Consider the following 421-nt stretch of genomic DNA (forward strand, 5'->3'; position numbering starts at 1 on the left):
AATGTGCCATCTCCCTGGCGTGCCGGAGCTGATGAGGCTACCACCATGTCTTTTTCAACCGATGTAACCATCAATGGAAAAAAATTGCCTGCCGGCAAATATGCTTTTTTTATTGAAGTGCATGAAGATAGCAGTGTGTTGATCTTTAATAAAAATACTAAAAGTTGGGGAAGTTATTTTTACCAGAAGGAGCTGGATGTGCTGCATGTGCCCACTGTGCAAAAGAAAAACTTGCCCAACATGCAGGAAAGGCTGGTGTATAATTTTGCCAATCAAACTGACAGGTCTGTTGACATTTATTTAGATTGGGAAAAATGGAGCTTCCCCATCAAAGTAACAATTGATGTAAAGGGGACAATTCTTGAAAATATTCGGGAACAAATGAGTGGTGCGATCGGCTTCGATCCAGCCAGTCTTGAAG

Annotated in this window: 1 protein-coding gene; it reads left to right on the forward strand. The window is 41.6% G+C overall.

What is annotated here, in order from left to right:
• On the forward strand, positions 1 to 421 hold a 421-nt coding region (locus D7Y13_RS43630), incomplete at both ends, for a DUF2911 domain-containing protein (RefSeq protein ID WP_158626246.1).

It is taken from the genome of Corallococcus praedator, from assembly GCF_003612125.1.
Classification (GTDB): Bacteria; Myxococcota; Myxococcia; order Myxococcales; family Myxococcaceae; genus Corallococcus; species Corallococcus praedator.